We start from the raw sequence: 20363 nt of genomic DNA, 5'->3' as shown, positions 1-20363 counted from the left end.
CGGGGAATATCGTGAAACTAAAATTGAATAATTTTAAGCCAAATAATTTATGGTATGCCATCTGTTCGAGCTCGGTTGCTTTTACATGGCTAGTGACAAGTTCCGTTGCGCAGGCCAGTGATTTACAGATTTATGCTTCACCTACAGCTGGTAAAAAAACTATTGTAATGATGTTAGATACTTCAGGGAGTATGACATCTAATAGTTATAACGAAAATCGTTTGGCTATGCTTAAAAATGGTATGAATGCTTTTTTAGCCAGCAATAATCCTGTTTTAAATGATACTCGTGTGGGTTTAGGTAATTTCTCTGCAAATGGTGATAGTCGAAGTGGGCAAATTTTGGTGGCTGCTGCTCCTTTAGGAGATGCAAGTACTTTAAATACGGTAGGGTCTCAGCGTTATAAATTAAAACAGGCAGTTGCAAATTTATCTGCTGGTGGGTCAACACCTTCAGCACATGCTTATGCAGAAGCTGCTGCTTATTTGATGGGTACATCGACTTATTCAGAGACGAATTACCTTATTCGCAAAGATAGTTATATAAAACGTGTACGAAAATCTGATAATAGAACAGAATATACATATTGTACGAATTATCGCGATTCACAAATTGATACAGCAAATTTATGGCAACCTTGTCGCTCTAGTAGTTATTGGAGTAACTGGTCAACCTCTAATCCAGGTGTAGCCACGGCCACAGCCTATGATACTTCGTCTGATTCAAGCTATTCTTATACTTATTACTACACCACTTTTAATTATGCTATAGCAAACACTGATAGTGGTATTCCAAAATCAAAAACCAATGATACGACAAGCAATCCGAATATTGTTTTAGATAGAAATGCTTCTAACTTAAATGCCATTTACCAATCTCCTTTGCCGGCAGTGGCCAATCGTCAAAGTTGTGATGGGCAGGGCATTTACTTTTTATCAGATGGTGAGCCGAACAATACAACAGATACACGCTCGACAACAGTAATGTCGACGGCCCTAGGTAGCACTCTGGGAGCAAATTTCAGTTGCTCTGGGGGACTTTCTAATACTTCATCAGATTCTGGTTGGGCTTGTATGGGGGAGTTTGCTAAACGACTATTTGATAAAACAAAAAACCCTGCTGGAGTTTCTATTCAAACAGCATTTGTTGGTTTTGGTAGTGATTTTTCTAGCTTGAGTTCGGAAGATGTGAAAAATGCCTGTCGTCTAAGTTCAAGAACCCAATCTAACCGTAAAAGTGATGATAATTGTTCACCTAATCAACCAAACAATGCAGTTGCCTCTCCAGGATATGGAAACGGTGGTTTTTTTCCTACCCAAAGTGCTCAAGGGGTAACGAATAGCGTTATTGCGTTTATCAATAATTTAGATAAGGTCCCTTTAGAACCTTTAACAACAGGTGCAATTTCTGTTCCTTACGATGCTTTAAATCCTAAAAATTTACAAGAATATGGTTATTTACGTGCTTTGGAGCCTAACCCTGCCAATACGTATTTAACATGGAGAGGAAATCTAAAGAAATATCATGTTGTTTTATCAGGAACAAATGCTGGGGCTTTTGAAGCTAACACGGGTGGATTGGTTTACAACGCAAATGGTGCATTTAGAGCAGATACAAAAGATTACTGGAATAGCTCGAATTACAATGATGGCGGAAAAGTCTTTTTAGGTGGTTCGTATGCAAAAGTTCCTTTACCAATTGCTGGACAAAATGAAACACGTGATGAAGAAGGAAATATCACAAAATATTATTACGCAGTACAAACTAAAATCCGCAACTTATTTACTGATGTTTCCGCTGTTGCAGCGGATGGTAGCTTAACGAAAATATCGACTTCTGGAACTAATTTACTAAGAATTCCTGCTGCTCCTGCTACTGGAGCTAATCCTTTTGATAGCGCAAGTAATACAGCAAGTTATGTATTAGGAAAATTTGATGCCTCAACTGGACAAGATATTTTAAAAACTTTCCCTATTAGCTTGAAATTAAAAATATTAAATTATCTAGGTTACTCAACTGATATTAGCGCTACGACTTTACCTTCGTCATTAGTTACATCGAATGCACCATATTTATCGATGGGTGGTAGTATTCATTCTTTACCGGTACAGCTTACCTATAATGGAACATTAGATGAAAATGGGAATTTAACATCTGCGCGTGAACAATCCATTCTCTATGGAACGATGGAAGGTGGTCTGCATATTGTGGATGCCTCAACTGGTGTAGAACAAATGGCTTTCGTCCCTGCTGATATATTAAATGATCCAGTTGCATCAAGAGCTTTAGTTGTTGGGCAAAGTGATACTACAGCTCCTGCTCACGGTATGGATGGGGCTTGGGTATCTGATCCTGCATATAGTATTACTACAACGGGAAGCGGTAGTTCAGCAGTATCAAAAGTAACTGCAAAGCAAATGAATATTTATGGTGGCATGCGAATGGGGGGCAGCAGCTATTATGGCTTAAATGTCTTAAATCCTGCTTCACCTAAGCTTCTATTTAGAGTGGGAGCTGATCAAACTGATTATAGTCGTATGGGGCAGAGTTGGTCTAAACCTGTACTTGCAAATATACGTTATAACGGGGTTATTAAACGCGTCATGATTGTTGGTGGTGGCTATGACCAATGTTATGAAAACCCGAATATTACCTTGAGCAACTCTTGCTTTACGAATGGAAAAGCAAAAGGGAATGCTGTTTATATTATTGATGCTAAAACTGGGGAGCGCTTATGGTGGACTAGTGATACAGGCTCAAATATAGATAACTCTAATATGAAGCACAGTATTGTTAGTCGCATTAGTACTTTAGATCGAGATGCTGATGGTTTAGTCGACCATTTATATTTTGGCGATTTAGGTGGGCAAATTTTCCGTATCGATCTTAATAATAACCAGACAAAAACAAATTCAACTTATAGCAGTTTCGGTATTAGAGTTGTTCGATTAGCCAATTTAGCGACGAATGACTCAAATTATGATGCTTCGAACGATTATACAAATGGGAATGCACCACGGTTTTATGAACCGCCTACAGTCACTATACATGATTATGGTATCCGTACTTTTATTACTGTAGGTATTGCTTCAGGTGACCGCAGTACACCGTTAGATGTTTATCCACTTACGGGACGTGAGGGAATGTCACCTAGCTCGGCATTAAGCGGAAGACCTGTAAACAACGTCTATGGAATTATTGATAAAGACTTTATCAAAAAGAATTTGATGTCTTTAACTGATAGCCAACTTGAAACAAAAGATATTACTCGATCAGCTCTTAGAAAAAATCCACAAATTTTAAGATCTGGAGAAACACGAGTAGCCCAAATTTTCTTCCCAAACAGTGGGACGGGGCAAGGTGGTTGGTATCGCTCACTTTCTAGTATGAGCGATGGCACAGAGAAAGCTAATAATAGTTTCCGTATTAAAGGTGGACTAAAAGCTTTTGAAGAGCCTATGGCCGTTACGGGGACTTTAATTGTGCCTGTTTATGACCCGCAGGGAACAGGTATTGTAGCGGCAGACCCATGTTTACCACGGGTAGTAGGGGAAACGGACCAGCAGACTTACTGCCTACCATTTGGCGCCTGTCTTAACTCTGATGGATCAATTGATCAGAATAAAGAGAATGGCAATGGATTTAAAACACAAACGGGTAGTAACTGCCCAGCAGGGGCCTCTGAATGTAATATAAACGTCATAGGTGCAGGTATTCGTAGCGTAACATTTGTACCAACGGAGGATAACCCACCTGCGACAAATAGTTGTGGGAAATTAAAGCTGTCTGGTAATGAGCAAGGGACGGGACAGTGGCAATGTACGAGTCATTTAGTTCCTACGCGTTGGTATGAGCGTTATCGCTAGAAGGGATGACTTATGAATAAGTACTACATTTTACGGTTCAATCAGGGTTTTACCTTGATTGAGCTCATGGTTGTCATCGTGATTGTCGCTATTTTTGCTTCGATTGCTATCCCTTCATATCAAAGTTATAGCCGTAGAGCGACTGCTTCTGCTGCCAAAGGTGAAATTCTAAAATTGGCGGAACAATTGGAACAGCATAAATCCAAGAACTTTACCTATAGAGGATTTACGACCACATCTGTAACGTTGCCACAGGGTGGTTATACGATTGCAATTAGTGATGATACGACGACAGGAAATTTATTGACAAATGGTGCTGCAAATGGGCAAACATGGGTCATTAAAGCAACAACTACAGATCCAGGAAACATTAACTTTATTGCTAAAAATTCAGGTTTGCGTTGCCAAAGTTTAACAGCTACGGCTGTTGATAATGACTGTGGTGGGACAGTCACTTGCAATGTATGTGAAACAAATAGTGAGAATTGGCAATGAAGAATGGTTTTACTTTAATAGAAATCATGATTGTAGTAGCGATAATTGCAATTTTAGCAGCTATAGCGACACCTTCATATTTGGAATATTTACGTAAAGGGCATCGTACAGCTGTCCAATCTGAAATGATGAATATTGCCCAAACATTAGAATCAGAAAAAATGGTTCACAATCGTTACCCATCAAATGCGACCATTATTTCGATTTATGGCTCAAATGTAAGTCCTCAACAAGGCCAAGCCTTATATAACTTAGCTTTTGCCAACATAACTGATTCAAGCTGGGTGTTAACTGCTACGCCTATTGCTAATACTTCTCAAGCTGGTGATGGGATTATTTGTCTTAATGATCAAGGACAAAAATTTTGGGCAAAAGGTGCAGCGAATTGTGCGTTATCTGCCGCATCAAATTGGCTACAGTAATTTTGAATTCAAAACTGGGGACAACTCAAAAAATAATCTTTCTTTCAGGGCAAAAATCACGTAGAATGTCGCCCTCTATGAAAGGGGTTTGAAGTGTTGCCGGTGGTCGGCGCAGGGATAATCCGTAAGAATTATAAGGCTTTTATCATGGTTGTTATTCGTTTAGCACGTGGCGGCGCAAAAAAACGTCCATTCTATCAAATCGTTGTGACTGACAGCCGCAATGCACGTGATGGTCGTTTCATCGAGCGTATCGGTTTCTTTAACCCGACTGCACAAGGTCAAGCAGAAAAACTTCGTTTAGATGCAGACCGTTTTGCTCACTGGGTTTCTCAAGGTGCTCAACCTTCTGAACGTGTTGCTTCTTTAGCTGCTCAAGCTAAAAAAGCTACTGCATAATTTTTTGTAGTAGGTAGCCCATGACATCAACACAGAATGTTCCCGAAGATCGTATTCAGATTGGACAGTTACGTTCAGCTTATGGATTGAATGGGTGGCTCTGGGTGTATTCAAATACAGAACCTATGAGCAACATGTTTGACTACCTGCCTTGGTACATTGAGACCAAGGCCGGTTGGCAAACAATAGATGTAAAACGTTGGAAACCACATGGCAAAGGCCTAGTTGTTGCTTTGAAAGGTGTGAGTGATCGCACTGGAGCAGAAAACTTGGTTGGCGCTAATATCTGGATTGCTAAGTCTCAACTGCCAAAAGCAGATGTAGATGAGTACTACTGGTCAGATTTAAAAGGCTTAACAGTGTTTGGTCTTGATGATGAAGAGCAGGAAGTAAACTTAGGTAAAATTCATGAATTGTTTGAAACTGGAGCTAATGATGTGATGGTGGTACATGCTACCCCAGACAGCGTTGATTCAGAAGAGCGCATGATTCCTTGGCATAAAGATGTAGTACAACGTGTTGATCTTGAAGCTGGTCGTATTTACGTCAATTGGGGCGTAGATTATTAATCCTTTTAGGATTAATACAGCAGGAAAATAGAGGAGTCTGTGATGTTTTTTGCAGTCATTACGCTTTTTCCTGAAATGTTTGAAGCGATTACAGCCTACGGCATCAGCGGACGTGCGGCAAAACGAGATATCGTACAAGTTACTTGTATTAACCCTCGTGATTTTGCTGAGGGAAACTACAGAAGAGTGGATGAACGTCCATTTGGTGGTGGCCCTGGGATGGTGATGATGGCTGAGCCTTTGGCGAAAGCAATTGCGCATGCCAAACAGCTTGCCTCACAAGCAGGACATGTTCATGTTCCTGTGGTGTATATGTCTCCACAAGGCAAAACTTTAAATGAACAGGCAGTACAGCAGTTTGTTGATTACGACGGCTTAATTGTACTGTGTGGACGTTATGAGGGAGTGGATGAGCGTTTGATCCAGCATTATGTTGATCAGGAATGGTCAATTGGTGATTACGTTTTATCAGGTGGTGAACTGCCCGCTATGGTGTTACTTGACAGTATTATTCGCCGTTTGCCGAATGTAATGTCAGATGAACAATCAGCAGTACAAGATTCTTTTGTTGATGGTCTTTTAGATTGTCCACAATATACAAAGCCAGACCATTTTGAAGGGTTGGATGTACCGGAAGTTTTAAAATCTGGACATCACGGCAATATCGAAAAATGGCGCTTTTTGCAGCGTTATCAACGAACTTTAGAACGTCGACCAGAGTTGACCGAGAAAGTTGAGTTGAATAAGCAGCAGAAAAAATGGCTAAAAGATGCGCAAGAGAGCGGTGGTAATTCTTAACCATTATTCTCAGGAACGGAAGTTCTGCAAAAATACGAGAAGCAATGCTTCGAGTTAAAGCATGATTCTATTTAATGAATAGTTTTATGTATATTCTAAGGCTCTTTATAGACATTTTGTCGTAAAGGGAAAGATAAACGGGTTGATATGCGCTTTAGCCTCTATCCCCAGCGGAATTTCAGACCTCTTCTGACTCCGCACATATTGGAGATTCCCACAATGAGTGGTAAACATCCTTTAGTTCAAGCTGTTGAAAATGCACAGTTAAAATCTGATATCCCTGCTTTTGCTCCTGGTGACACTGTTATTGTCCAAGTTAAAGTAAAAGAAGGTGAGCGTGAACGTCTTCAGGCATTTGAAGGTGTTGTAATCGCTAAGAAAAACCGTGGTTTGAACTCTGCGTTCACAGTACGTAAAATTTCTAGCGGTGTTGGTGTTGAGCGTGTATTCCAAACTCACTCACCAGTTGTTGCTAAAATCGAAGTGAAACGTCGTGGTGACGTTCGTCGTGCTAAACTTTACTACCTCCGTGACTTGTCTGGTAAAGCTGCACGTATTCGTGAAAAATTACCAGCTCGTAAAGCGTAAGCTTATAGCGAGTAAAAAAATGCGCCTTTTGGCGCATTTTTTGTTTTAAAAAATTACAGTCCTTGAAGTTTCAAACGGTTTGCATGTTGACGGTAAACTGAGACCGGATCTGATGCAAAAATAGAACGTATTCCAAGTACTTGGTTCACTTCATCTAAATGATTCCAGTTGTAATCATCACGAATTGTTTTACCAAATTTGGCACTGCATCGAGAAACAAGTCCATCATTATCACCAAATGGATCGACCACTAAGCTACTGCCTGTAAGAGCAATATCAAATGGATCTAATGGATTGGTTAAGGCTTTATTTCCAGAGAAAGAATACATATAAATGCCTTTCTCTTGATATGCTCCCTCACCACAAGAAGTGGTTGGTATACCCATAGGGAATTGAGTATTAAACTGAGCTGAACCTTGAGTTGATAAGCTATGGGCGCCTGCTAAAGAGTCATGCGGATAGCTAGTCGGATCTAGACCTCCTGCCCAAGTAATCGCTGCTGAAAACCAATTTACTAACGTTGCCAGTCCAGACAGAGGAGTACCCTCAACGTTCAGAATGACATCTGCCATTGGTGATCCCTTATGAGGCGCACCAATCGTGGTAAGTGAGGCAACTTTTTCTGGCATGATACCGGCCACATAGCGAATTGTTGGACCCCCATGGCTATGACCGATTAAGTTGACTTTAGGTTTACCAGTAATGGCAATAATCTCTTCTACTTGCTGGGCAAGTTGTTCTCCACGAACTTCTGTTGAGTTAAATGGTGAGACCCTTGTAGCCCAGACATTTCCTCCATTGCGGGCAAGATCAGGAAGAATTTGGTACCAGTAATCGAGACCAAGCGTATCTGTTCCGATTCTGTTAAAACCCGCCATACCATGATTAAAAACCATTGGATATTTTGTTTGCGCGTAAGATGAATAAACGAACGAGCTTTTAACTTGTTCAGCATTTGTTGCATGGGCCGCTGAAATACTCAGTCCTGAGAGCATTGCAGCGCAGAAAAACATTAACTTCCTTTTCATTTTTTACTCACTATTTTTATTTTGTATGAAAAGCAGCTTCTTACTGCTAGTGAATGTTTAGCCAGTTCCCAAAAAGGAAAGGCTTAGTAATTAAATGGCAGCTCACCTCCCTGATCATGGACCGTTTCAAAAGTTCGAAGTCTTAGTTGTTCTTGTGATGAATTGAATTGTTGTTGGCGTAACTGTTGAATAGCTTGATTTTTGGCGCTATCACTCATGTTACTTTTAATAATTTCATCTCGACCATTGAGATAACTTGTGACCCTTTGTTGCCAAGCATTCCGCTCTGTATCTAAAGTTTCTAATCGTTGAGTCGCTTCGACTCCAACAAGTGCTGTACGCATCTGTCTAAGCTCTTCTGCTGAACCTTTACGAGCTTTAATTTGTTTGGTTAGGGTATGTAAATCATCAAGTTTAGAAAGTTCTTGCAGGTTTTGTTGCCAGTCTTCTGGAAGTTCTTCAAAACGTTCTTTAAGCTTTCGTGCTTTTTCAATTTCACTTAGAGAAGAATTTTCAAGTATCTGCATTCGATCTAGCGTATAGTTCTGATAGATATCTTCGCTCGAGAAAAGGCCTTCAATTTCAGAAGTCGAAAAGAAACGTTTTCTTATATCTTGAATTGAATTAAAGATCTTTTGAAAATAATTTTTATCTTGTTGTTTTGCAGAAGGTGTTTGGATTTGAGCAAGCTGTTCACGATATTTTAAATAGCGGGCCCATAAATCCATAATTTGTGAGCGGGCTGGCTCTAAATATTGTCCTTGAATGAATTTCCCAAAGTGATTTTTGATCTGTTCTAAATCGTTTTCGCCATATTGAGTAATAAAATATTCAAAGCAGTCGCGCGTTTGACTATTAACGACCAAATGTTGAGAACTATCAGTTTTTAACTGGCAGTTAACTTCGGTGTCTTGCTGACTTTTACTATGGTAAGCATCTTCATTTAACGATGAATGATCTGTGGGTTGAGCTGATGCTAAATTTTGAGCTGTATTTTCACTGACTTGGGCTGATGTGTTTTTTGAGTCAGGACTTAACCAATAGACACATGCAATGAGGCTCAAAATAAAAAATCCGAGCACGCACCACAATACCTTCTTCTGCATTCCGTGCATAAAGATATCTTCCTTAAGTTTTAATTTGTTGTTTTTTTACTCGATCATTAATGTGCCATAAAATAAGTGAAAAGGCACCTAAATATTGTGAAAATATCTTGTCGAATTTGCTAACATGTCGGCACTTTTTTCTAGCTTTGTGTTCCAGTAAAAATGACGACAAAAAATCAAAAAATTTCTCGTCGCCATATCAGTGGTGTATTTCTATTAAATAAACCATTAGGGCTCAGCTCAAATGCGGCTTTGCAAAAAGTGCGTTGGTTATATCGCGCCCAAAAAGCAGGTCATACTGGAGCTTTAGACCCATTGGCGACAGGTTTGCTCCCGATTTGTTTGGGAGAGGCTACCAAGTTCTCACATTATTTGCTGGACTCAACAAAGCGCTACCAAACTACTGTTCGCTTGGGGCAAACCACGACGACAGGTGATGTGGAAGGGGAGATTCTACAAGAACGCTCCGTTCCTGTTCTCAACCAAGAGCTTATTGAACAAACCTTAGAAAAATTTAGAGGTGATATTCAACAAGTTCCGCCGATGTATTCGGCTTTGAAAAAAGAAGGCAGACCATTATATGAGCTTGCCCGAAAAGGTATTGAAATTGAGCGTGAAGCCCGCCCAGTCACAATTTATGCTTTAGAGCTCATTGAATTTACCGAAAATAGTATCACTCTGGACGTCACTTGTTCTAAAGGAACATACATTCGTGTATTAGGTGAAGATATTGGTGAAGCACTTGGTTGTGGTGGGCATTTAACGATGCTAAACCGGACTCAAACAGGACATTTTGAGCTTATTCCGAGTTATACCATTGAATATCTGGAAAGCTTAACTGAAGAGCAAAGAGAAGCATTGTTACTACCAGTGTATGCGCCAATTGACCATTTCCTAAAAATTCAGGTGCCTGAAGGGCGTGAAAAATATTTTTGCAACGGTTTAGAAAGCAATATTGAGCATTCTGCAGAAGCAGAAGTTTTGGTTTTTTCGGGTGAGCGTTGTTTAGGCTTAGCTGAGATTACCGATAAAAAACGGTTGGTACCTAAGCGTATCTTAAATTTGTAGTAGATGTAGAGTATAGAGCATGGGCATGGAATGGGACGTTATCCTAAGTTTGATCTTTTTTGCGTTTACTGCGGGAGCAATTGATGCTGCTGTAGGTGGCGGTGGACTCATCCAGATTCCCGGGATCATGAGCACTTTTCCTAACATGTCGACTGCTACGGTAATTGGTACCAATAAAGTCTCATCCATTTTTGGTACTGCATCGGCTGCTTATACATTTGCTAAAAAAGTAAAATTGCAGTGGAAGCTTTTAGCAGTTATTGCCATTTGTGCTCTGATTAGCTCTTTTGCTGGGGCAGCTTGTCTATCGCTTATTCCTCAATCGGTATTACGTCCTTTCGTGTTCGTGATGTTGATTGTGATTGCCGTTTATACGCTAGTTAAAAAGAACTTCGGGCAGGTTCACACTGAGCAAAAAATTACCAATAAAATGCTGATTTTAGCTGCTATAGGTAGTTTGGCGATTGGTTTTTATGACGGTATTTTTGGGCCAGGTACAGGTAGTTTCTTTATTTTCTTCTTTATCCGTTTTTTACAAGTTGATTTCTTGCATGCTTCAGCTTTGTCAAAAATCGGTAACTTTATGACGAACTTAGCTGCTTTGAGTTTCCTCATTCCGACAGGTCACGCTATTTTGCATATCGGTTTAATGATGGCCGTTGCAAACGTGCTTGGTTCTGTTGTTGGGGTCCGTACCGCGCTTAAATACGGTAGTGGATTTGTCCGTATTATCTTTTTAATTTTGGTGAGTATCCTGATTTGCCGTTTGGGCTATCAAATGTTTGTTACGGGTTAAATAAGATTAAAAGTATGAGCTGTTCCTAAAATGCAGTTCATACTTTTATGTATCATTTAAAATTAGAAATATAAAAATCATTACAGAAGTTTACTAGAAAGAAAACTGTGTAAAAAATAGTCTCATTTTAAGCTACTTAAACATTATAAATTTCAACGTATGATAAACCTTGAAATAAAAAAGATTTTTTAGCTAAAAAATGAGGAAGAGAATGAATATTTTCGAAGCATTAAGAGAAAGCCATGAAAATCAACGTAACCTTTCTGAACAACTTATTCAGACACATGGTTTAACTGAAGAAAGAAAAGAACTATTTGATGCATTAAAAAATGAACTTTATGCCCATTCAGTTGCCGAAGACCGTTACCTCTATATTCCTTTAATGTTTGACGATGTCGGTTTAGATATTACGAGACATGCTTTATCTGAGCATCACGAAATGGATGAGTTGGTTGAGCAGCTCGAAAAAACCGATATGAGTAGCCCAAGCTGGTTAGCAACTGCCAAACAGTTGAGTGAAAAAGTTCATCATCATTTAAAAGAAGAAGAGCATAAATTTTTTCAACAGGCGGGAAAAATTCTTAAAGATAGTGAAAAAGAAACACTCGGTAATAAATATTTAAAGGAATATAAAAAGTATAAAAAGCAGCAATAGTATTTAACTATGCTACTTTTTTAGAACTTCTTAAAGTAACGCCGATTGATGCCAACATTACACAACCTAAAGCCACCCATTGCAGCATGCTGATTTCTTCGTGAAGTAATAAGAAACCCGTTAATGCTGCCAATGCTGGTGCTAAACTTGTTAGGGTGCCGTAAGTTAATTTAGTAAGTTGTTTGAGTGCCATTAAATCAAGTGCATATGGAATAGCCGTCGCTAAAATAGCAATAAGTAATGCTTTACCCCAATACTGTGTTTCAAGTAATGCAGGAGCATTATGCCAGATGCTAATCGGTAGTAAGGTTAGAGCAGATAATCCAATTCCAATGGTTAAAGCATGCATTCCTATATTTTGGGTCACAACTTTCTGACCAAAATAAATATAGAATGCCCAGCAAAGTCCAGCACCTAGCGCGCAGGCAGCACCGACATAGGAAAAGTGGTGCTGTGTTGGGTCTTGCCAAGGCACCATTAATGCAATACCTAACATCGCAAATGCCACCCAAATGTAGTCACTCTTTTGTTTAATGGAAAGTAGAGCTAGTCCTAATGGACCAATGAACTCTAAGCCAACTGCAATCCCTTGAGGTAACTTTCCAAGCGACGTATAGAATAAAATATTCATGAGACCCAAAGACGCGCAGTACATCAATAAATCACGCCATTTTAAATAGGGTAAGCGTGACCAGATTTTCCATGAGCGGAACATGATGGCGACAATAACCGTTGCAAAACTCAGCCTTAAAACTGTAACGGTAAGAGGGTCTAATATTGCAATGAGCTGTTTAGCAAATGAAGCACTGATTTGATATGAGACCATCGACAGAATCATATATAGCACAGCAATAATGGGAAGATTCTGCATGGAAATACCCTAGGGCCTCATCTAATATTATTTAAAACTAACAAGTATTAATTATAGCGAATGCCATGTTTTAACTCGTGGTTTTAGTCGATTTAACTTACTGTTTTTTCACGTTCCTGACGTGCTTTTTGAGTGGTTATGGTACAACCGACTGAAGCTGCAATAATTGTTGCAAGTGCCAACCATTGATTCCATAACAAATACTCACCTAAAAAGATAAAACCAGAAAGTGCAGCAACTGCGGGCTCTAGGCTCATCAATGTTCCGAAACTTAAAGGCGTTAAATTACGTAGGGCTAGCATTTCTAAAGAAAAGGGTAATGCACTGGCTAAAATTGCCAAACCAATAAAATAAAAAAGATAGGGGAGCTCTATAACTTGCCCTATTGAGCCTGAGAAAAAAGTAATGGGTAATAAGATGCATGCGCCCACACTCATTCCTAAACACACAGTGTGATTGCCTGATATACCTGACGGTTTCTGTCCAGCAATAATATAAAGTGCCCAACATGCGCCAGCACTAACCGCAAATAATACTCCGATCCAATCCAGACTATGAGCCTGATTGAAAGGGAATAGTAAAATGAGACCAACAATCGCTAAACTGACCCAGACAAAATCATATTTTTGGCGTGCATGGTATAAGGCCACACTTAAGGGGCCAATAAATTCAAAAGCAACTGCAATACCAATGGGTAGCCGTTCAATTGACAGATAAAAAAGTGCGTTCATTCCTGCAAGAGCAAAGCCATACGCTAAAATAGCTTTCCAGCGGACCTGACTAAAATTAATTCGCCAAATTCTAAAAATAAAGGCAAGAATAATTGCACCTAAGCATAAGCGCATTGCTGAAACGGTAAGGGTAGGAAAGCTCTGGAACAGAAATTTAGCTAAAGATGCACTGCTTTGTACGCTCAGCATAGCGAGAATAAGAAAACCCAACGCATGTAGCTGAGATTTCTGGTTCGAACTGGACATTTTATTATTTGATCGATTGGTATACTTTTCACATGATAATGTAAATGTCCATAAAAAAGCCACAGACAATGCTGTGGCTTTTAAATTTACAGTTCGTATTAGAACAATACGCGCACGCGAATTGTACCTTCAACTTCATGCAACATATCTAAAGCTTCGTGAGAAGCAGAAGCGTCAACGTCCATTACGAGGTAACCGATGTCACCTTTAGTCATGAGTGATTGACCAGAAATGTTGATGCCTTGCTCAGCAAACAAGTTGTTGATTTTAGACAATACGCCAGGTACGTTTTTGTGGATGTGCAATAAACGGTGTTGGCCAGCAGTCAATGGTAATGCGATTTCTGGGAAGTTTACTGCAGAAAGCGTCATACCTTTGTCAGAGTAAGCAACAAATTTCTCTGCAACTTCTAAACCGATGTTTGCTTGCGCTTCCATGGTTGAACCACCAACGTGAGGAGTCAAAATCACATTGTCTAAGCCACGAAGTGGAGAAACAAACTCTTCGCCATTTGCTTTTGGTTCTTTAGGGAATACATCAACCGCTGCACCAGCAATATGACCAGATTTGATGGCATCCGCTAAATCTTCAATCACTACACATGTACCACGTGCAGCATTTAGGAAGATTGCGCCTTCTTTCATTTTTGCAAATTGTGCTTTAGTGAAGAAGTTGCGTGTAGATGGAACATCAGGCACATGTAATGTAACTACATCAGCAGTCGCTAAAAGTTCGTCTAACGAACCAACTTGGCGAGCATTACCCATTGGTAATTTAGTTACAGCATCGTAATAAATCACATGCATACCTAAGCTTTCAGCAAGAACAGAAAGCTGAGAACCGATGGAACCGTAACCTACAATACCTAAAGTTTTGCCACGAGTTTCGAAAGAACCGACAGCAGACTTGTCCCAACCACCACGATGACAAGCCGCCGATTTTTCAGGAACACGGCGAAGAAGAAGAATTGTTTCAGCAAGTACAAGCTCTGCAACCGAACGCGTATTTGAATACGGTGCGTTGAATACAGGAATACCACGTGCCATTGCTGCTTTAAGATCAACTTGGTTGGTTCCGATACAGAAACAACCCACTGCGATCAATTTATTTGCAGCTTCGAAAACTTCTTCAGTCAATTGGGTACGCGAACGAATACCAATAAAGTGAGCATCTTTAACAGCTTCTTTTAGTGCTTCGCCTTCAAGAGCAGTTTTGCGATAGTCAATATTGGTGTAACCCGCAGCGTTTAGAGTATCGACTGCGTTTTGGTGAACGCCTTCTAACAAAAGGAAACGGATTTTATCTTTAGGTAGTGAAAGATGTTGGCTCATTACGGCTCCGCTACAAAGGCCAAATTTGGTGGCGCTATCATAACATAATGGTCGGTACTATAGATATTTCGTTTGCGCCATCGTCTTATGGCAATTTTATCTATGTCTAATCACTTCTATTTATGGCTTGTGATTAATTTAGAATAGGTTTGGTATGAGATTTTTCTCTGGAAGTCCCATAGAAAAGCATTTATTTACGTTAAACATGTTTTGTAGTGACAGTATCTCTATTCTGAACTTTATCGCTTGAGCTGTTGCATGTAGAATATAGGAGTTCCTTGAACATTATGGCTTTGCTCAGGTGAGAACCCTGAAAATATGAAGTCATATTCCCACCATAGTTTACTTCTTGCTAGGTCTGCAAACGATGAATGCTCCAGTCGCTTTAACACCTGAGTTACTCACCCAATTAACAGCAATCGTCGGTGAAAACCGTATTAAAACCGATGCTGATAGTCTCGAAAACTGGGGTAAAGATCATACCAAGCATTTTAATCCGAACCCATCGGTCATCGTTTTTCCATCGACCACTGAACAAGTTCAGGCAGTTGTAAAGCTTGCGAACCAGTTTAATATTGCGATTACACCGTCAGGCGGTCGTACTGGTCTCTCTGCTGGTGCTGTAGCAACCAATGGTGAAATTGTCATTAGCATGGACAAAATGAACCAGATTCTTGAGTTCTTCCCAGCAGATCGTATGGTACGAGTGCAAGCTGGTGTAGTGACTGAACAATTGCAAAACTATGCTGAAGAGCAAGGTATGTATTATCCGGTTGATTTCGCGTCAGCGGGTTCTAGTCAGATTGGCGGTAATATTGGTACCAATGCTGGTGGTATTAAAGTTATTAAATACGGCATGACACGTAATTGGGTGCTTGGTTTAACTGTTGTCACTGGTAAAGGCGATATTTTACGTTTAAACAAAGGCATGGTTAAAAATGCAACTGGTTATGCATTACAGCATTTGTTTATTGGTGGTGAAGGTACATTAGGTTTAGTCACTGAAGCGGAAATTAAACTTGAGCGCCAACCACAAAACTTACAAGTTTTAGTTTTAGGTGTTCCTGATTTTGATGCAGTAATGCCTGTATTACATGCGTTCCAAAAAGATATCGATTTAACTGCATTTGAGTTCTTTGGTGAACTTGCAATGCAAAAAGTTTTAGATCATGGACATGTACAACGTCCATTTGAAACTCAATGTCCGTTCTATGTATTGCTTGAGTTTGAAGCACCATATGAGCCAATTCTCGATAAAGCAATGGAAATTTTCGAGCATTGTATGGAGCAGGGTTGGGTACTTGATGGTGTAATGAGCCAGAGCCTTGACCAAGTAGAAAGTTTATGGCGTTTACGTGAAGATATCTCTGAATCAATCGCGCCGTTTATTCCATACAAAAATGATATTTCAGTATTAATTACTCACGTGCCTGCATTTATTCGTGAGATTGATGCAATTGTTCAAGAGAACTATCCTGATTTTGAAATTTGCTGGTTCGGTCATATCGGTGATGGTAACTTGCACTTAAATATTTTAAAACCTGAAAACTTAACCAAAGATGAGTTCTTTGCGAAGTGTCAGGTTGTGAATAAATATGTGTTCGATACCGTTAAAAAATACGATGGTTCAATCTCTGCCGAGCATGGTGTAGGTATGACGAAAAAGCCATATTTGGAATATTCACGTTCGCCTGAAGAAATTGAATATATGAAAGCTTTGAAGAAAGTATTTGATCCGAATGGTTTGATGAACCCAGGTAAATTATTTGATCTTTAAATTAGATCTATTTTGTAGGACTACATAGTTTCTACAGAGTAACCGACAAAGGCATAGCATCATAAAGCTATGCCTTTTGTTTTTGGTGATAAAAATGCAACGTTTATTTTTAATTTCAGCGCTCTGTGCTGGACTTTTCACTGGGTGTGCGACGACCAGTAAATTAATTCCTTTTGTGGGTTCCGAAACCCCAATGCAACAAGTACTTAAAGCTCAACCTGAGATTGTAAAAGAGCACAATAACACCTCAGTTCAGCAAGTGTTTAATAGAGTAGAATCTCCAACGGTTTCCCGTATTGTTGTCATTCAAACCGGTTTAATGGATGACTCCGTTTCTGCTATTCGAACAGAATATGCATTTAAATTAGTGGATGAAAAGTGGCATTTGCAGAATAAGCAAAAAAGCTATCAGTGTGCGAGAGGGAAAGGCTCTAGAGGTTTCCAAACACAGCTTTGCTCTTAAAAACAAAAAAAGACGATAAATATATCGTCTTTTTTTATGGGCTAAATTATACGCCGCTTTCTAAAATTTTAATTTTGACATCAATGACATCATCTTTAACTGCTTCATGATGTGCTTGCATATGAGGTGTAGTCAAATGTGCTTCAAGATGAGCAACACTTTCCCATTTTTCTAACATCACAATTGTGTCAGGCTCGTGGGTTTGGAAGCTCGCATTTGATTTGTGATCAATTAAAGGTTCATAACCATGACAACCATCTTCGGCTAAAACAGTTGGAATAATTTTTTGAAAAGCATCCAACACGTTTTGACGATGCTGCCCAGCTGATTTGGTGCGAATTTCTGCAATAATGGTTAGCATGGATTTCTCCTTATTAAGCTGCTGCAAATACACTATTTAAGTGTGCTTTATATTCTTTAACATAACTATCAACGTCAGGCATTTTAATCACGTCGTTTACAATAAAAGTCGGTAAGGTGCTCATGCCTAAGAACTGATTAGCTTTATGAAATGGTAAATAAACACCATCTACGCCTACACCGTGGAAGAACTGATCTGCATCGTCAAATGCTTCCATTGGCGCATTCCAAGTGAGTGACAGCATATATTTTTTGTCATGAATTAAACCACCTGAACCATATTTTTTTGATGTATCAGAACGGCTACGACCATCATTTGCGTAAAGTGAACCATGACCTACAGTAAATACATCATCAATATATTTTTTAACTGTCCATGGTGCACCCATCCACCAACCTGGCATTTGATAAATAACAACATCTGCCCATAAGAATTTTTCTACTTCAGCTTCTGCATTGTAGTCGCTATCTGCACGAGTCACTTGAACTTCATGGCCTAGTTCAGTGAGATGGTCGGTTGCCAATGTCGTGAGCGTGTCATTTAATTCACCATTTGAATGGGCAAATTGTTTGGCGCCATTAATCACTAAAATATTGCTCATGAGAGTTACTCTAATTAAATTCCTAAATTTGATGTGTACTTTAAGGAATTTACTCTTGTTGAAAAATGCATGAATAGGAAAAATATTATTGATTAAAAGTCACTAATATTGATTTGATGCATCATTTTATTTTCCACATTAAAGATGAACACTTTACAAAGTAGAACGGAAAAAATTATTTGTAGTCTTTAGCATTAAATTTGAGTAAATCTAAGAGATCACGTATGAGAAAAATGAGTTTGCTGATTGCTTTTAGCCTTGTAACGCTAACGGCGTGTACTCCAGCGAAAAATTCTTCTGCTCAACTTGCTGATAGCCCGATACAAGCGGTATTGCTTGATCAGCCCGATCTTTTAAATGATGCAAACAATTTGGATATTTCACAGCAAATGAATGCTGCCGATGATCCCTCTAATGCTCAAGTCACTATCTTACAGACAGATCCGAGCGAAGATGCGATAACAAAAGTCCGTACAGAATATTTATTAAAGCGAGACCAGCAAGTCTGGAAAATTGTAAATAAAAAGCAAAGCTATCAATGTACACAAGGACAAGATGCCCCAGACTTTCAAGTTAATCCTTGTCCTTAATGCTTAATTTTTTATCGAATATGTGGATAACTTTGAGTTTGTGCACAACAAGAATTTGTGGGTCTTTGAGTACAAAAAACTGAAATTTAAGCTTCTTGAAATTGCATGATTGCTGATCAATTTAAAAAGTGCTATTGTTGCGCTCGGCAATTGTGCCAATTGGTAAAAATTACCGAATCTCACGTCATACATTTTTTCTCGTTTTAGACACCTTGTGAATACGGTGTTTCACATTCTAAACATGCACTCTCACGGCATATAAAAACTTAACTAAAGATTGATAGACCATACTGTCATCGTCATGACTACATTATTTAATTCAATATGTAGTTGCTGAGACATTTTGGCCGCTATTTTGAAGTGTACAACTCATGAAGAATATTCAAATGACAACGTTGAACCGTACAACGTTGATGTTTCCTTTGGCCTTAGTGCTATTTGAATTTGCGGTTTATATTGGCAATGACCTTATTCAGCCAGCAATGTTGGCAATTACTGAAGATTTTGGTGTAAGTGCCACTTGGGCACCATCTTCAATGTCATTTTATTTATTAGGTGGCGCTACAGTTGCGTGGTTACTTGGACCATTGTCAGATCGTCTCGGACGTAAAAAAGTACTGCTAGCAGGGGTTTTGTTTTTTGCTCTATGCTGCTTTTTAATTTTACTAACGCGGCAAATAGAACAGTTTCTAGCATTAAGATTTTTGCAGGGAATTGGCTTAACTGTAATCTCCGCAGTCGGTTATGCCGCTATTCAAGAGAGTTTTGCTGAACGTGATGCAATTAAAGTTATGGCACTCATGGCAAATATCTCGTTGCTTGCACCATTGTTGGGGCCTGTACTTGGAGCCTTTTTAATTGATTATGTTTCTTGGCATTGGGGATTTGTCGCCATTGCTGTATTGGCATTACTCAGTTGGGTCGGTTTGAAAAAACAGATGCCAAGTCAGCAAGCCAGTGTAACTCGACAACCTTTTAGTTATCTTTTTGATGATTTTAAAAAGGTGTTTACTAACTGCCGTTTTTTAGGCTTAAGTCTTGCCTTACCGTTGGTGGGCATGCCTTTAATGCTTTGGATTGCTTTATCTCCAATCATTTTGGTAGATGAGTTAAAGCTCACTAGTGTGCAATATGGCTTGGCTCAATTTCCAGTATTTGTTGGTCTCATTGTAGGTAACATTGTCTTAATTAAAATTATTGACCGTCTAGCTTTAGGTAAAACTATTCTAATTGGCTTGCCGATTATGCTGATTGGGACACTCATCTTAATATTAGGTGTGGTGTGGCAAACCTATTTAATTCCTTGTTTGCTTACAGGTATGACGCTCATCTGTTTTGGTGAGGGAATTAGCTTTTCAGTCTTATATCGCTTTGCACTCATGTCATCTGAAGTATCAAAAGGAACTGTTGCAGCGGCTGTTTCGATGCTATTGATGATGAGCTTTTTTGCCATTATTGAACTGGTACGTTACCTCTATACACAATTTCATTTATGGGCCTTTGTATTATCTGCATTTACCTTTATTGCTCTTTGGTTTACTCAACCACGAAGTGCTTTAACGCAGGAAATGCAAGAAAGAAAGCTTGAAGGAAATGATTAAA

The 20363-nt window shown here is 39.3% G+C and carries 21 protein-coding genes; 14 read left to right on the top strand and 7 right to left on the bottom strand.

The features are described from left to right. Positions 1 to 11: 11 nt before the first annotated feature. From QLG01_RS06060 to rplS, 7 genes are all read left to right on the top strand, one after another. Positions 12 to 3866: a PilC/PilY family type IV pilus protein gene (locus QLG01_RS06060; protein WP_282496020.1), complete on the top strand. Its 3855-nt coding sequence runs from the start codon at positions 12 to 14 to the stop codon at positions 3864 to 3866. A 12-nt stretch (positions 3867 to 3878) separates the two neighbouring features. Next, entirely contained in the window at positions 3879 to 4361 is a 483-nt protein-coding gene (locus tag QLG01_RS06055; protein ID WP_111855056.1) for a prepilin-type N-terminal cleavage/methylation domain-containing protein, read from the top strand. Continuing rightward, the gene (locus QLG01_RS06050; protein WP_151822177.1) at positions 4358 to 4783 is read left to right on the top strand and encodes a type IV pilin protein; all 426 of its coding nucleotides are present in this window, start codon (positions 4358 to 4360) and stop codon (positions 4781 to 4783) included. The genes QLG01_RS06055 and QLG01_RS06050 overlap by 4 nt, the downstream gene beginning before the upstream one ends. A 147-nt stretch (positions 4784 to 4930) precedes the next feature. Then, complete coding sequence (rpsP, locus tag QLG01_RS06045) at positions 4931 to 5182, top strand: 30S ribosomal protein S16 (protein ID WP_000260334.1); 252 nt, start codon at positions 4931 to 4933, stop codon at positions 5180 to 5182. Between the two features lie 20 nt (positions 5183 to 5202). Further along, positions 5203 to 5751 carry a ribosome maturation factor RimM gene (gene rimM, locus QLG01_RS06040; protein ID WP_004789777.1) on the top strand — a complete coding sequence of 183 codons (549 nt, stop codon included), beginning with the start codon at positions 5203 to 5205 and terminating at the stop codon, positions 5749 to 5751. 42 nt (positions 5752 to 5793) lie between these two features. Continuing rightward, complete coding sequence (trmD, locus tag QLG01_RS06035) at positions 5794 to 6549, top strand: tRNA (guanosine(37)-N1)-methyltransferase TrmD (RefSeq protein ID WP_005301033.1); 756 nt, start codon at positions 5794 to 5796, stop codon at positions 6547 to 6549. 219 nt (positions 6550 to 6768) lie between these two features. Beyond that, entirely contained in the window at positions 6769 to 7137 is a 369-nt protein-coding gene (gene rplS, locus QLG01_RS06030; RefSeq protein ID WP_004789772.1) for a 50S ribosomal protein L19, read from the top strand. A gap of 53 nt (positions 7138 to 7190) precedes the next feature. Here rplS and QLG01_RS06025 read toward each other — a convergent pair whose 3' ends face one another. Together QLG01_RS06025 and QLG01_RS06020 are read right to left on the bottom strand one after the other, a co-directional pair. After that, on the bottom strand, positions 7191 to 8132 hold the full coding sequence (locus QLG01_RS06025) for a triacylglycerol lipase (RefSeq protein ID WP_111855345.1): 942 nt from the start codon (positions 8130 to 8132) through the stop codon (positions 7191 to 7193). A gap of 116 nt (positions 8133 to 8248) precedes the next feature. Then, positions 8249 to 9280 (bottom strand): lipase secretion chaperone, encoded by a 1032-nt coding sequence (locus QLG01_RS06020; RefSeq protein WP_013196720.1) that lies wholly within the window; start codon positions 9278 to 9280, stop codon positions 8249 to 8251. Between the two features lie 153 nt (positions 9281 to 9433). On the opposite strand from QLG01_RS06020, the gene truB reads away from it, so the two are divergent. From truB to QLG01_RS06005, 3 genes are all read left to right on the top strand, one after another. After that, positions 9434 to 10339, top strand: a complete 906-nt coding sequence (truB, locus tag QLG01_RS06015) for a tRNA pseudouridine(55) synthase TruB (protein ID WP_013196721.1) — start codon at positions 9434 to 9436, stop codon at positions 10337 to 10339. A 19-nt stretch (positions 10340 to 10358) separates the two neighbouring features. Continuing rightward, positions 10359 to 11135, top strand: a complete 777-nt coding sequence (locus QLG01_RS06010; RefSeq protein WP_005301047.1) for a TSUP family transporter — start codon at positions 10359 to 10361, stop codon at positions 11133 to 11135. 211 nt (positions 11136 to 11346) lie between these two features. Continuing rightward, positions 11347 to 11790 (top strand): hemerythrin domain-containing protein, encoded by a 444-nt coding sequence (locus QLG01_RS06005; protein WP_001019905.1) that lies wholly within the window; start codon positions 11347 to 11349, stop codon positions 11788 to 11790. A gap of 7 nt (positions 11791 to 11797) precedes the next feature. On the opposite strand, the gene QLG01_RS06000 is transcribed toward QLG01_RS06005, so the two are convergent. From QLG01_RS06000 to serA, 3 genes are all read right to left on the bottom strand, one after another. Continuing rightward, positions 11798 to 12661, bottom strand: coding sequence for an EamA family transporter (locus QLG01_RS06000; protein ID WP_151768236.1), 864 nt, complete (start codon positions 12659 to 12661; stop codon positions 11798 to 11800). A gap of 92 nt (positions 12662 to 12753) precedes the next feature. Further along, on the bottom strand, positions 12754 to 13638 hold the full coding sequence (locus QLG01_RS05995; protein ID WP_151768235.1) for an EamA family transporter: 885 nt from the start codon (positions 13636 to 13638) through the stop codon (positions 12754 to 12756). Between the two features lie 98 nt (positions 13639 to 13736). Beyond that, the gene (serA, locus tag QLG01_RS05990; RefSeq protein ID WP_004789759.1) at positions 13737 to 14969 is read right to left on the bottom strand and encodes a phosphoglycerate dehydrogenase; all 1233 of its coding nucleotides are present in this window, start codon (positions 14967 to 14969) and stop codon (positions 13737 to 13739) included. Between the two features lie 367 nt (positions 14970 to 15336). Here serA and QLG01_RS05985 point away from each other — a divergent pair, with 367 nt between their 5' ends. Both QLG01_RS05985 and QLG01_RS05980 read left to right on the top strand, forming a co-directional pair. After that, the gene (locus tag QLG01_RS05985) at positions 15337 to 16746 is read left to right on the top strand and encodes an FAD-binding oxidoreductase (protein ID WP_144732849.1); all 1410 of its coding nucleotides are present in this window, start codon (positions 15337 to 15339) and stop codon (positions 16744 to 16746) included. A gap of 94 nt (positions 16747 to 16840) precedes the next feature. Then, positions 16841 to 17209: a hypothetical protein gene (locus QLG01_RS05980; RefSeq protein ID WP_005301060.1), complete on the top strand. Its 369-nt coding sequence runs from the start codon at positions 16841 to 16843 to the stop codon at positions 17207 to 17209. A gap of 46 nt (positions 17210 to 17255) precedes the next feature. On the opposite strand, the gene QLG01_RS05975 is transcribed toward QLG01_RS05980, so the two are convergent. Both QLG01_RS05975 and QLG01_RS05970 read right to left on the bottom strand, forming a co-directional pair. Then, entirely contained in the window at positions 17256 to 17570 is a 315-nt protein-coding gene (locus QLG01_RS05975) for a putative quinol monooxygenase (protein WP_005301062.1), read from the bottom strand. Between the two features lie 13 nt (positions 17571 to 17583). Further along, positions 17584 to 18171, bottom strand: a complete 588-nt coding sequence (locus QLG01_RS05970; RefSeq protein ID WP_199943414.1) for an NAD(P)H-dependent oxidoreductase — start codon at positions 18169 to 18171, stop codon at positions 17584 to 17586. 224 nt (positions 18172 to 18395) lie between these two features. Between QLG01_RS05970 and QLG01_RS05965 the strand changes: the two genes are divergently transcribed. Together QLG01_RS05965 and QLG01_RS05960 are read left to right on the top strand one after the other, a co-directional pair. Beyond that, a complete protein-coding gene (locus QLG01_RS05965; protein ID WP_005301067.1) occupies positions 18396 to 18761 on the top strand; it encodes a hypothetical protein in 366 nt (121 codons plus the stop codon). Positions 18762 to 19132: 371 nt separating this feature from the next. Then, positions 19133 to 20362 carry an MFS transporter gene (locus QLG01_RS05960; protein WP_282496019.1) on the top strand — a complete coding sequence of 410 codons (1230 nt, stop codon included), beginning with the start codon at positions 19133 to 19135 and terminating at the stop codon, positions 20360 to 20362. Position 20363 lies beyond the last annotated feature (1 nt).

This window comes from Acinetobacter sp. V89_4 (assembly GCF_029967875.1).
Taxonomy (GTDB): Bacteria; Pseudomonadota; Gammaproteobacteria; order Pseudomonadales; family Moraxellaceae; genus Acinetobacter; species Acinetobacter oleivorans.
The sequence above is the reverse complement of the archived record's forward strand: the minus strand, read 5'-3'. Positions and strand labels throughout refer to the sequence as shown.

Excerpts from the sequence above, each read along its gene's own strand:
- serA (WP_004789759.1), bottom strand. The coding sequence starts at position 14,969 with ATGAGCCAACATCTTTCACTACCTAAAGATAAAATCCGTTTCCTTTTG.
- rimM (WP_004789777.1), top strand. The coding sequence starts at position 5,203 with ATGACATCAACACAGAATGTTCCCGAAGATCGTATTCAGATTGGACAG.
- QLG01_RS05970 (WP_199943414.1), bottom strand. The coding sequence starts at position 18,171 with ATGAGCAATATTTTAGTGATTAATGGCGCCAAACAATTTGCCCATTCA.
- truB (WP_013196721.1), top strand. The coding sequence starts at position 9,434 with ATGACGACAAAAAATCAAAAAATTTCTCGTCGCCATATCAGTGGTGTA.
- QLG01_RS05965 (WP_005301067.1), top strand. The coding sequence starts at position 18,396 with ATGAGAAAAATGAGTTTGCTGATTGCTTTTAGCCTTGTAACGCTAACG.
- rplS (WP_004789772.1), top strand. The coding sequence starts at position 6,769 with ATGAGTGGTAAACATCCTTTAGTTCAAGCTGTTGAAAATGCACAGTTA.
- trmD (WP_005301033.1), top strand. The coding sequence starts at position 5,794 with ATGTTTTTTGCAGTCATTACGCTTTTTCCTGAAATGTTTGAAGCGATT.
- QLG01_RS06050 (WP_151822177.1), top strand. The coding sequence starts at position 4,358 with ATGAAGAATGGTTTTACTTTAATAGAAATCATGATTGTAGTAGCGATA.
- QLG01_RS05960 (WP_282496019.1), top strand. The coding sequence starts at position 19,133 with ATGAAGAATATTCAAATGACAACGTTGAACCGTACAACGTTGATGTTT.
- QLG01_RS06005 (WP_001019905.1), top strand. The coding sequence starts at position 11,347 with ATGAATATTTTCGAAGCATTAAGAGAAAGCCATGAAAATCAACGTAAC.
- QLG01_RS05980 (WP_005301060.1), top strand. The coding sequence starts at position 16,841 with ATGCAACGTTTATTTTTAATTTCAGCGCTCTGTGCTGGACTTTTCACT.
- QLG01_RS05975 (WP_005301062.1), bottom strand. The coding sequence starts at position 17,570 with ATGCTAACCATTATTGCAGAAATTCGCACCAAATCAGCTGGGCAGCAT.
- rpsP (WP_000260334.1), top strand. The coding sequence starts at position 4,931 with ATGGTTGTTATTCGTTTAGCACGTGGCGGCGCAAAAAAACGTCCATTC.
- QLG01_RS06010 (WP_005301047.1), top strand. The coding sequence starts at position 10,359 with ATGGGCATGGAATGGGACGTTATCCTAAGTTTGATCTTTTTTGCGTTT.
- QLG01_RS05985 (WP_144732849.1), top strand. The coding sequence starts at position 15,337 with ATGAATGCTCCAGTCGCTTTAACACCTGAGTTACTCACCCAATTAACA.
- QLG01_RS05995 (WP_151768235.1), bottom strand. The coding sequence starts at position 13,638 with ATGTCCAGTTCGAACCAGAAATCTCAGCTACATGCGTTGGGTTTTCTT.
- QLG01_RS06020 (WP_013196720.1), bottom strand. The coding sequence starts at position 9,280 with ATGCACGGAATGCAGAAGAAGGTATTGTGGTGCGTGCTCGGATTTTTT.
- QLG01_RS06055 (WP_111855056.1), top strand. The coding sequence starts at position 3,879 with ATGAATAAGTACTACATTTTACGGTTCAATCAGGGTTTTACCTTGATT.
- QLG01_RS06000 (WP_151768236.1), bottom strand. The coding sequence starts at position 12,661 with ATGCAGAATCTTCCCATTATTGCTGTGCTATATATGATTCTGTCGATG.
- QLG01_RS06025 (WP_111855345.1), bottom strand. The coding sequence starts at position 8,132 with ATGCTCTCAGGACTGAGTATTTCAGCGGCCCATGCAACAAATGCTGAA.